The 11,670-nt window shown below is 43.5% G+C and carries 11 protein-coding genes; 7 read left to right on the top strand and 4 right to left on the bottom strand.

Annotated features, from left to right (window positions below; all coding sequences use genetic code 11):
* Window positions 1-80 precede the first annotated feature (80 nt).
* From K6V30_RS21220 to cdd, 4 genes are all read right to left on the bottom strand, one after another.
* Window positions 81-1,454: an FAD-dependent oxidoreductase gene (locus K6V30_RS21220; protein ID WP_055270816.1), complete on the bottom strand. Its 1,374-nt coding sequence runs from the start codon at window positions 1,452-1,454 to the stop codon at window positions 81-83.
* Window positions 1,455-1,553: 99 nt separating this feature from the next.
* Complete coding sequence (locus K6V30_RS21215) at window positions 1,554-2,135, bottom strand: DUF417 family protein (protein WP_010538785.1); 582 nt, start codon at window positions 2,133-2,135, stop codon at window positions 1,554-1,556.
* 88 nt (window positions 2,136-2,223) lie between these two features.
* Window positions 2,224-3,063 carry an AraC family transcriptional regulator gene (locus K6V30_RS21210; RefSeq protein WP_010538784.1) on the bottom strand — a complete coding sequence of 280 codons (840 nt, stop codon included), beginning with the start codon at window positions 3,061-3,063 and terminating at the stop codon, window positions 2,224-2,226.
* Between the two features lie 2 nt (window positions 3,064-3,065).
* On the bottom strand, window positions 3,066-3,548 hold the full coding sequence (gene cdd, locus K6V30_RS21205; protein WP_010538783.1) for a cytidine deaminase: 483 nt from the start codon (window positions 3,546-3,548) through the stop codon (window positions 3,066-3,068).
* Between the two features lie 111 nt (window positions 3,549-3,659).
* Here cdd and K6V30_RS21200 point away from each other — a divergent pair, with 111 nt between their 5' ends.
* The 7 genes from K6V30_RS21200 (at window position 3,660) to K6V30_RS21170 (ending at window position 11,652) form a co-directional block, all read left to right on the top strand.
* Window positions 3,660-4,565 carry a glucosaminidase domain-containing protein gene (locus tag K6V30_RS21200; protein WP_010538782.1) on the top strand — a complete coding sequence of 302 codons (906 nt, stop codon included), beginning with the start codon at window positions 3,660-3,662 and terminating at the stop codon, window positions 4,563-4,565.
* Window positions 4,566-4,763: 198 nt separating this feature from the next.
* Window positions 4,764-6,155, top strand: coding sequence for an NAD(P)/FAD-dependent oxidoreductase (locus tag K6V30_RS21195; RefSeq protein ID WP_055270804.1), 1,392 nt, complete (start codon window positions 4,764-4,766; stop codon window positions 6,153-6,155).
* Window positions 6,156-6,396: 241 nt separating this feature from the next.
* Window positions 6,397-7,644, top strand: a complete 1,248-nt coding sequence (locus tag K6V30_RS21190) for an efflux RND transporter periplasmic adaptor subunit (protein ID WP_055270802.1) — start codon at window positions 6,397-6,399, stop codon at window positions 7,642-7,644.
* A gap of 71 nt (window positions 7,645-7,715) precedes the next feature.
* Window positions 7,716-8,381 carry an ABC transporter ATP-binding protein gene (locus K6V30_RS21185; protein WP_010538779.1) on the top strand — a complete coding sequence of 222 codons (666 nt, stop codon included), beginning with the start codon at window positions 7,716-7,718 and terminating at the stop codon, window positions 8,379-8,381.
* Between the two features lie 31 nt (window positions 8,382-8,412).
* On the top strand, window positions 8,413-9,039 hold the full coding sequence (locus K6V30_RS21180) for a GIN domain-containing protein (protein WP_055270800.1): 627 nt from the start codon (window positions 8,413-8,415) through the stop codon (window positions 9,037-9,039).
* 37 nt (window positions 9,040-9,076) lie between these two features.
* Window positions 9,077-10,366 carry an ABC transporter permease gene (locus tag K6V30_RS21175; protein WP_010538777.1) on the top strand — a complete coding sequence of 430 codons (1,290 nt, stop codon included), beginning with the start codon at window positions 9,077-9,079 and terminating at the stop codon, window positions 10,364-10,366.
* 32 nt (window positions 10,367-10,398) lie between these two features.
* A complete protein-coding gene (locus tag K6V30_RS21170; RefSeq protein WP_010538776.1) occupies window positions 10,399-11,652 on the top strand; it encodes an ABC transporter permease in 1,254 nt (417 codons plus the stop codon).
* Window positions 11,653-11,670: the final 18 nt, after the last annotated feature.

Below are 11,670 nucleotides of genomic sequence, written 5' to 3'. Positions count from 1 at the left end.
TTCTTATAAATATCGCTCTATTTCAGTTAAAAAGATATTTTAGAGCCTCCGTTTATGTGGTTTAGAGGCTCTATTCAATTTTATACGTCGAATAATTGGTTCAATCCCTCACTCATGCTGGGATGCGTAAAGATGAAGTCGCGCAGGAATGTATAGTGTTGCCCGGTCTTCATAGCCATCGTGACGATATTAATCAGTTCCGGAGCATCCGTACAGAATAGGGTACAACCCATTATTTTCCCGCTATGGCTGTTGATGATAGCTTTCAACATGCCATCAGTTTGTTGCAAAGTACGTGAACGGACAACGGAAGTTGCCGGTAATCGGGAAACTTTAAAAGAATACCCCCTTTTTAGTGCTTCTTCTTCCGTAATTCCGATATGTGCCAGCGGCGGGTCGATGAATACGGCATAGGGCAACGGATTCCGGTCGTTGATATCCCGCTTTTTATCTCCGAAAAGTTGGTCCCGGATAATACGATAATCATCCAGTGAGACATACGTGAATTGTGCGCCTCCTTTTACATCCCCCATTGCCCATATATGGGGCGTATTGGTACGTAACTGGTCATTGACAACAATAGCGCCATGGGCATCAACTTCTATTCCGGCTGCTTGCAGGTTCAGTCCTTCAATCATCGGCTTACGACCTGTTGCTACCAGAATAGCATCTCCATCTACAAAGTAAGGGGTACCATCGGAAGTATCCGAATAAGTCAGAGTCACCCCGTCATGCGTATCATGAATAGACTGTGTACGCACATTCAAGCGGATCTCAATGCCTTTCTTTTCCATTACCTCCCGGATACTTTTGGCAATATCCGAGTCATTGCGGGGCATAAATCTGTTTCCTGCTTCGAGGATAGTGACTTTGCTTCCGAATCCGGCATACATGGACGCAAATTCCAGGCCAATATAACCGCCACCTATGATAATCAGGTGTTTAGGCAGGATATCCAGATCCAGGAGAGTAGTACTGGTGTACACATTTCTACTTTGCTGAATACCTTCTATATTCGGAATGATGGGTGTGGAGCCGGTATTGATAAAAATCTCCTTTCCCTGCAATTCGATTTCTTCTTCAGAGAGAACCACTTTCACAGTATTGGGCGAAACAAAAGATCCCATTCCCGTGTAAATAGTTACATTAGGACGTTTACTTAATCTTTCGTAGTTATTTTCTCTTAAAAAAGAGGTCAGTTTGTTCTTTCTGGCAATAGCCTGTGTATACATGTTGCTCTGCTTGTCAAAATTGTCATGATAAAGCAGAGTTGATATCTCTGATTCGTGAATCAAACTCTTGGTAGGTATACAAGCCACATTAGGGCAAGACCCTCCGTACATTTCATTGGACCGCTCGACGATGGCAACCTGCCATCCTCTGTTGGAAAGTTCGGCAGCAAGCGTTTTGCCTGCCTTGCCGAACCCTATAATTATTGCATCATATTGTTTCATAACTTCCTTTCATTAACGATATATTCAGTAGTATAACAGATAAAAAAGTATATTGTTTGCGTTAGTTCCGGGAAGTCAGGGCATTCTGCATCAGTGGAATCAGTCTTTTTTTAGTGTTTTGAGTACGCGTTGTGACGAGTCTGAAAGAAGCACTACGGCTCCTGCAAGAATAACAATATCTTTGATAACCAATCTTCCGGCACCGGACAGTAACGGGAAGCCAAACTCTTCACCGCCCAGGTTGGGGACCCAGACTTCGGGCGTGGTAACAAGAAAGGATAGGGTACCTAATGTCATAATGATAGCAAGCGTATCACCTATCAACGCTACTTTCGGGAAGAAAATCCCCAGGAATACCAATATGCCGATACTCATAATGAGTGCTCCCAATCCATAAGAGAAAGTATACGTGTTGTTGGCTTCATGCCATGCACGGTTTTCCGGTACGAAAGCTCCTTCCGGATTTTTGTGTTCTTTATATTCAGGAGTATCTTTCGCATAGAAAAAACTCATGAATGGACTGTTGGCGACAAACGGAACAATTCCGTCGGCTTCATAATGGAAGTATTTCAATCCGCCGATCCATACGAATACGACCAGGATAGCTACACGGATAAACTTAATTCCGAAATTCTTCAGGCTGGAGGTGAAGGTGAGTAAAGCAATCAATTTCTCTTTCATTTTGCGGTCTTTTTAATGGTTTAACTTAATACCGCAAAGATCGTGCTTTCTGCATCCCCCCGAAATGGCAATACTTCCGCTTCGCTTATCAATTCTTCCCTTCTTCCGTATTTCTGAATTGTACGGCACTCTGACCTGTCATGTTTTTGAAAAAACGGCTGAAGGAAGCCTGATCTTCAAAGCCCAGAATGTCGGCAATCTCTTTAGCGCTTTTGCTGCTGTAAAGCAGCAGGCGTTTGGCTTCTGCTTCTACGCGTTCGTGAATGACCCTTAGCGGAGAAGGTAACTTACAGGTTGAGAAAATGTTCGAAAGTGTTTTGGGAGACTTGTGAAGCATGTCGGCATAGTCTTGTACCTGCTTCTTGGTCCGGTAATGCTCGTCTACCAGATTGTAATACTGGCGGACAATCTCAAAGCCGGATTCCTTTTCCCGCGTGATATCCAGTCGCTGACGGGCGATTCGTGTGCATTGGATAATGAAGCGCTTCAGCAGGATACGTAGCATTTCTTCCTGCAGGCTGTCGGAAACGGTAAACTCGTTTTCCATGGCTTCGGTAATCTGATCCAGTTGCCGGCGTTCTTTTTCATTCAGAGTGAACCTGACAAGATGGGACGAACCGTTGAACAGGAAGCCACTGCATGATACTTCGTGGTCATTTCCATAGATACAATAGAAGTTACTGTTGAATAGCAAAGTCATATATTCACCTTCTATTGATTTAAATTCAAGATGTTGCAGATGAGTCAGTGAGATTACATCGTCTTTTGAAAGCACCATTTCCTGATGGTCAATTTCTACAGTGATGCTTCCTTGCCGGACCCATATAAACTTATAGAGTCCTTTTTCTTTTTGCAAAGCCTTCTCTGTCAGATATGAATCTGTGAGTGCGAGTGTTCCTTTTAGTTTGGTGTGATACTGTTGTAACATATTTATTCCTCCATAGCTGATGCGTCAAATGATAGTGGCAGTAAGTCGCCGATGCTTTTTACTTCGTAGATACATTCTTTGCCATATAGCAGAATGCGGATCGGTTGTCCGTAGCGTTTCTCCGTCTCCAGAATAACCTGGCGGCAGGCGCCGCAAGGAGGAATAGGTTTTTCTATAAAATCCTTTTCGGTTCTTGCTGCAATAGCGAGGGTCTTGATCGGTTGGTCGGGATACTGCGAGTTAGCATAAAACAGGGTAGTACGTTCCGCGCAAAGCCCTGACGGATAAGCTGCATTCTCCTGATTGGTTCCTGTCACAATGGTCCCGTCGTTCAGCAGTGCGGCGGCGCCTACTGAGAAATGTGAATAGGGAGCGTAGCTGCGGGCAGTTGCTTCCATGGCTGTTTTCATTAATGACTGGTCAGCCTCATTCAGTTCATCGTATTGATATACTTTAATTATAGCGGTAATTGTGAGGTCCTTCATATAGGTAAATAGGTTAGTTCTACATTATTAATGTTACAAAGTTAGAAAAGAGATTGATAATCCCAATTATTTTTCAGATTTTTGTGACCAATAATCCACATATCAATCAAAATGGAGAACAAATTGTATAGACTGGTCTTTTTAACTGTCCTTATTTTCTTTGCCGTAGGGGTACAGGCGCAAAGACGGAATGCACGTTATGTAGAATATATAAATAAGTATAGTGACTTGGCTGTGGAGCAGATGAAACTCCATAAAATTCCCGCAAGTATCACGCTGGCACAAGGATTGCTGGAGAGTGGGGCTGGAAACAGTCAGTTGGCACGTAAGAGTAATAACCACTTTGGTATAAAGTGTGGTGGCAGTTGGCGCGGGCGCACCGTTCGTCATGATGATGACGCGCGTAATGAATGTTTTCGGGCATATAGCCATCCCCGTGATTCGTACGAAGACCATTCTGATTTTTTGCGGAGAGGCGCTCGTTATGCCTTTCTTTTTAAACTGGACATCACTGATTACAAGGGATGGGCACGCGGACTGAAAAAAGCGGGATATGCCACCGATCCTTCCTATGCCAATCGTCTGATTACGATTATCGAAGATTACGATTTATATAAATATGACAGCAAAGGCGTTTACTCGGAGCGCAAACTGCGAAAGAACCCTTGGCTGCTGAGTCCGCATCCGGTATATATTGCCAATGATATCGCTTATATCGTAGCCCGTAGCGGAGATACCTTCAAAGATTTGGGTAAAGAATTTGATATCAGCTGGAAGAAATTGGTGAAATATAATGATTTGCAGCGTGATTATACACTCGTGGACGGAGATATTATTTACCTGAAGAGTAAAAAGAAGAAGGCGTCCAAGCCTCACACCGTATATATTGTAAGAGATGGAGACTCCATGCATGGCATTTCGCAGAAATATGGTATCCGTCTCAAAAATCTGTATAAGATGAACCGTAAGGACGGAGAATATATTCCGGAGGTAGGAGATCGTCTGCGTCTTCGCTAGAAGGCTGTTATATCCGTTTTTCTCCGGCACCGATGAAGCTATGCTCCGGCACCGGGGAACACCCCCTTCGGCACCGATGAGGAGGTGCTTCGCCACCGGGGAAGAAATTGCTGCCTTTTTTCTTTGCAAAAGTACTGCCGTATGAAAACTAAATGTCCTGCCCGTATGTTATTATGTATGATAAAACATGATTAATATATGAGTCTTAATATTGCAAAGGACAGTAAGAAACGTGTCGTCATAGTAGGCGGTGGTTTCGGTGGCTTGAAACTGGCTAATAAGCTGAAAAAATCAGGCTTTCAAGTGGTGTTGATAGATAAGAATAACTATCATCAGTTTCCTCCGTTAATTTATCAGGTGGCTTCGGCAGGTATGGAACCGACTTCCATTTCCTTCCCTTTCCGTAAGATATTCCAGCATCGGAAAGATTTTTATTTCCGGATGGCGGAAGTACGTGCCATTTTTCCCGAAAAGAACCTGATACAGACTTCCATAGGTAAGGCAGAATACGATTATCTTGTGCTGGCGGCAGGTACTACGACCAATTTCTTCGGTAATAAGCATATTGAAGAAGAAGCCATGCCTATGAAAAATGTATCCGAGGCTATGGGATTGAGAAATGCTCTTTTGGCCAATCTGGAACGTGCGGTAACTTGCTCCAACAAACAGGAGCAACAGGAATTACTGAACGTTGTGGTCGTTGGTGGCGGAGCTACAGGGGTGGAAGTTGCAGGAGTACTTTCGGAAATGAAGAAATTTGTATTGCCGAATGATTATCCCGATATGCCCAGTAGTCTGATGCATATTTATCTGATAGAGGCCGGTCCACGGTTACTCGCCGGAATGTCGGAGGACTCATCGAGCCATGCGGAACAGTTCCTGCGCGAAATGGGAGTCAATATTCTTTTGAATAAGCGTGTTACGGATTATCGTAACCATAAAGTGACACTTGAAGATGGCAGTGAGATTGCTACCCGTACTTTCATTTGGGTAAGCGGAGTCACCGGAGTTTCTTTTGGAAATATGAATGTAGCTGCTATCGGTCGTGGAGGCCGTATCAAAGTAGATGCTTTTAACAGGGTAGAAGGTACGGATAATATATTTGCGATTGGTGACTTGTGTATCCTTTCCGGTGACGAAGATTATCCGAACGGACATCCCCAATTGGCACAGGTTGCCATTCAGCAGGGAGAATTGCTGGCAAAGAATCTGATCCGTCTTGAAAAAGGAAAAGAGATGAAGCCTTTTCATTATCGCAATTTGGGCTCGATGGCAACCGTTGGCCGTAATCGTGCCGTAGCTGAATTCAGTAAAGTGAAAATGCAAGGATGGTTTGCTTGGGTGATGTGGCTGGTAGTCCATCTGCGTTCTATTCTTGGAGTACGAAATAAAGTCGTGGTATTGCTGAACTGGGTATGGAATTACTTTACGTACGATCAGTCTATGCGTATGATAGTCTATGCCCGTAAAGCGAAAGAAATCCGCGACAGGGAAACAATAGAAGCTACAACTCATTGGGGCAAAGAACTCATACAAGAGCCGCAACCGGTAAAACAGGAGCCGCAGTCAGCCGAACCGAAAAAGGAATAATGCCGTTTTGCGATGGTGACGCTATCTAGTCGTGATAGTGACGCCATCATAAGAGGATAGTGACGCTATGATAACAGGATGGCGTCACTATATTTTTGAGCGGTGAATTCGTACAGGGTGTCCGATATCGGACACCCTGTTTTTGTTACTATCCATTGTTAATCAGATGATTATGATTTTGGCATAGATTTGGTATAATAAAAGGCAAAACAACTGAATGTGAAATTGTAAATACTTAGATATGGACAGAGAAATTCCGAAAGAGGTGCGCAATAAAGAACGCAATAAAAAAATCATCCGTTATTCATCAATAGGAGCAGCAGGTATTATTCTTGTCGGCGTACTTATATCAATCATGCGGACAGGAGTGGAAAAGAAGGATCTGGTACTTTCTACGGTTGACAAAGGGATGATTGAAGTTAGTGTCAGTGCATCCGGCAAAGTAGTTCCCGCATTTGAAGAAATTATCAATTCACCTATCAACAGCCGCATCGTCGAGGTGTACAAAAAAGGTGGGGACAGTGTGGAAGTAGGTACTCCGATTTTGAAACTCGATCTTCAGAGCACGGAAACAGAATATAAGAAACTGCTTGACGAAGAGCAGATGCGCCGCTATAAGCTGGATCAGCTCCGTGTTAATAATCAGACGAAACTTTCTGATATGGCGATGCAGATTAAGGTTTCCGCCATGAAGTTGAGTCGTATGAAAGTAGAACTTCGAAATGAACATTATCTGGATAGTCTGGGAGCAGGAACCACAGATAAAGTGCGTCAGGCAGAATTGAGTTATAACGTAGCACAGCTGGAATACGAGCAGCTTCAACAGCAATATAAGAACGAAAAAGAAGTAGCGGCAGCCGAATTGAAAGTACAGGAACTGGATTTCAATATCTTTCGTAAAAGTCTTGCCGAAATGAAGCGTACACTGGACGATGCCCAGATTCGTTCTCCGCGTAAAGCTATTCTTACCTATATTAATAATCAGATTGGTGCCCAGATATCCCAAGGCGGACAGGTAGCTGTCATTTCAGATTTAAGCCATTTTAAAGTAGAAGGTGAAATAGCTGATACGTATGGCGACCGGGTTGCTGCCGGAGGAAAAGCGGTTGTGAAGATAGGTAATGACAAACTGGAAGGAACGGTCAGCAGTGTGACACCTTTGTCTAAAAACGGAGTTATTTCCTTTACAGTGCAGTTGAAAGATGATAATAACCATCGTTTACGTTCGGGGCTGAAAACGGACGTTTATGTGATGAACGCCGTGAAAGAAGATGTAATGCGGATGGCGAACGCTTCTTTCTATGTAGGACGTGGTGAGTATGAGCTTTTTGTTCAGACGGCAGACGATGAGTTGGTGAAACGTAAAGTTCAACTAGGAGATTCAAACTTTGAATATGTGGAAGTGGTGAGTGGTTTGCAGCCGGGAGATGTAGTGGTTGTCAGTGATATGAGTTCTTACAAGAACAAGAATAAGCTGAAAATGAGATAAAACGGATAATAGGTTTCGTATGGGTTGGGTATAATGAAATATGGTATAGAATAAATTAAATACTTATAATTATGATAACATTGACTTCTCTTTCCAAGATTTACCGTACGGACGAGATCGAAACGGTCGCATTGGAAAATGTGAACCTGACAGTAGAACGCGGGGAATTTCTGAGTATTATGGGACCGTCCGGATGTGGTAAATCCACGTTGTTGAATATCATGGGGCTGCTTGATGCACCTACAACGGGGACGATTGAAATTAATGGTACGCACACCGAGGGAATGAAAGATAAGCAACTGGCGGCTTTCCGTAACAAAACGCTGGGTTTTGTATTCCAGTCCTTCCATCTGATTAACTCGCTCAATGTGATGGATAATGTTGAATTACCGTTGCTCTATCGTCGTATCAGCAATAGTGAACGTAAACGTCTGGCAAAAGAAGTACTGGAAAAAGTCGGATTAAGTCATCGTATGAATCACTTCCCTACGCAACTTTCCGGTGGTCAGTGCCAGCGTGTGGCAATAGCACGTGCAATCGTTGGCAATCCGGAGATCATTCTTGCCGATGAGCCTACCGGTAATCTGGATTCTAAGATGGGAGCGGAAGTCATGGAACTTCTCCATCGGCTGAATAAGGAAGACGGGCGTACGATTGTGATGGTGACGCATAATGAAGAACAGGCTAAACAGACCTCCAGGACTATTCGTTTCTTTGACGGTCGCCAGGTGCAGTAATCTCTAGTTGAAAATTCTAAAACAGATAATCATGACGAAGAATATTTTTATAACAGCAGTGGCCGTATTGTTAAGTGTGGCACTTTGTCCGCTTTGGGCACAAAATGTGAGTGAAGACTGTAAAGTGGGCGAATTTTCCGCAATCAATCTTCAGTCTGTAGGTAACATTGTTTTTACTCAGTCGGACACATATTCCTGTAGGATGGAAGGACCTTTTGAGTATGTTGATAAGACCAAAGTAACCGTAAAGGGAGAAACATTAGTTATTGAATATAAGCAGAAGAATGTAAAAAACGTCAAGAACCTGACATTTTATATAACAGCTCCGGATTTGAACAACGTCAAGATAGATGGTGTCGGTAACTTCAATGCCAGAGAATCTTTGAAACTGAAAAACATTACTTTTAAACTTGATGGAGTAGGAAATTGTGAGGTGAAAAATCTTCGTTGTGATGAGGTGCAATTAATAGTAGACGGAGTAGGGAATATGGAAATGAATGTAAACTGTAATACTGTAAAAGCCAAGGTGGATGGGGTGGGGAATATCACTTTGTCCGGCAAGGCAGACAGGGCTTCTCTGAAACGTGACGGAGTGGGGAGAATCAATCATAAAAAGTTGAAATGTCCGGATGTGAGCACTAAAGGCTGGCGATTCTGATAAGTATGAAAATGAATGAGAAGATAATGCAACAACAATGATAAAACTCTATTTCAAACAAGCATTTCACCTGTTGAAGGAGAATAAGTTACTTTCTTCTATCTCCATCATAGGTACGGCATTGGCTATCGCTATGATTATGGTGATCGTAATCACATTGCGTGCTACCATTGCACCTTTTGCTCCGGAAAGTTACCGTGACCGCATGTTGATTTTCAGGTATGCAGGTTTTCAGTATAAAACTAATGAGAACTGGCAGAGTAACGGCCCTGTTTCTTATAAGACAGCGAAAGCTTGTTTTAAAGATATGACTACGCCCGAGGCCGTTTCTATCACTAGCAGTTTTGCGGAAACGATGTTGGCCGCCAAGCCTGCGGGTGAAAAGGTTAGTTGCAGCGTATTGCAGGTCGATGATGATTTCTGGAAAGTATTCCAGTTCGATTTCCTTTCGGGGTATCCGTTTGATAAGGCAACTTTTGATGCCGGTGCAACAAAGGCAGTGATAACTGAGGATATAGCCCGCCAATTGTTCGGAACGACGGATGTAGTCGGAAAAACATTCCTTTTAAATCATTCTGCTTATATGATTTGTGGGGTAGTGCGCCCTGTTTCCAAACTGGCACGATATGCTTATGCCCAGATATGGATTCCTTTGAGTTCTACGGATGCGTTTACTGCCAGTTGGGAAAACTATGGAATTATGGGAATGGTGAGTGTTTACATTCTGGCTAAATCGCAGGATGATTTTCCGGCGATCCGTATGGAAGCCGAACGTCTTAGGGACAAATATATGGAAGGTTATCCGGATTATAAATTACTTTATCGTGACCAGCCGGACACTTATTTCGTAGCGGCACAACGATATTCGGCCAATAATCCTCCGGCTGTGAAGCAGGCTGTCCGTCAGTATGTAATAACTTTAATCATTTTGTTGATTGTTCCTGCTGTCAACCTTTCCGGACTGACATTGTCGCGTATGCGCAAACGCCTTTCTGAAATTGGTGTTCGAAAAGCTTTTGGTGCACCTAGACGCGAACTGATGATGCAGGTGCTTTCTGAAAATATGCTTTATTCACTGTTGGGTGGAGTGCTCGGATTAGTTTTGAGCTATGCCGCTACCTTCTTTTTGGGAAGTATGCTGTTTTCTATAGACTTTATGGATAATGGTGTGACGGATTTGCGTGCAATGTGTATGGATCTGTTGTTCGATCCTGCTGTATTCTTGCTGGCGTTCTTTGCCTGCTTCACACTTAATTTATTGAGTGCGGCAATTCCGGCATGGAGAGTGACACGGACCAATATTGTGGATGCCATCAATGAGAGATAACCGGAACATTCAACAAACTAATTTTAAAAAAGATGCAACTGTTAAAACAAATATGGAATGAACGCCGTTCGAATGGGTGGCTGTGGGCAGAATTGCTGATTGTTTTCGTTGTACTGTGGTACATTGTCGATTGGACTTATGCAACAGCGCGTACTTATTACGAACCGTTGGGATATGACATTACCAATACTTACTATCTGGAACTCAGTCTGAAAAATAATAAGAGTGATTCTTATATCCCGAAAGGACAGAAAGAAACGACGACAGGGCAAGACATTATTGAGCTGACTAACCGCCTGCGTCGTTTGCCGGAAGTGGAGGCAGTCTCCATATCAGTGAATGCACGTCCGTATATAGGAAGTAATTCCGGTATCAGATTTCGCCTTGATACGTTGGTACGTAGTCCGTTGAAACGTCCGGTGACGCCGGAATTCTTTCAGGTATTCCGTTATCAGAGCGCGGATGGTCAGGGCTATCGGCCTTTGGTGCAGGCTATAAAGAATGGAAATTCGGTTATTGGTGAGAATATATGGCCCGACGATTATAAAGGTGACCGCACACTACTCGGAAAAGAAGTAATAAATGTGGATGATTCTACCAATGTCTATAAAATAGCCGCCGTATCTACCAAAGTACGTTACAATGACTTTTGGTCTAATTATGGTGACCGATATATGGCTGTACCTTTTACAGAGACAGAGTTAGCCGAGAATAATGACGACCTGTATCCAGTCAATGTTGAAGTTTGCCTGCGTGTAAAGCCGAATACCGCTGCCGGTTTTTCGGAACGTCTGATGGAACTCTCGGATACTCAGTTAAGTGTAGGAAACCTCTTCATACTGAAAGTACACGATTACGAAGCGATACGCGAAATCTACAATCGTAGCAATGTCAATCAGATGCAGACGCGGTTCTGGATGATGGGCTTCCTGCTAGTTAATATACTCTTGGGCATTGTCGGTACGTTTTGGTTCCGCACCCAGCACCGTCGTGGAGAGCTCGGACTTCGTATTGCAGTCGGTTCCACCCGTATGGGGATTTGGCACCGTCTTAATAAAGAAGGATTGTTGCTGTTGACTCTGGCTGCTGTTCCTGCTGCTGTTCTTTGTTATAATATAGGATATCTGGAACTGACAGAAGGTGGTATAGAATGGAGTATCCTTCGTTTTCTTATAGCGTTCTGTGCGACCTGTTTTTTGATGGCTTTGATGATACTCATAGGCATTTGGTTCCCTGCCCGGCAGGCCATTCGCGTGCAGCCGGCAGAAGCCTTGCGGGAGGAATAAAAAACTGGAGCTATTTGC

The organism is Bacteroides faecis, from assembly GCF_020091505.1.
Classification (GTDB): Bacteria; Bacteroidota; Bacteroidia; order Bacteroidales; family Bacteroidaceae; genus Bacteroides; species Bacteroides faecis.
This window is presented reverse-complemented; position numbering and strand designations above follow the sequence as displayed.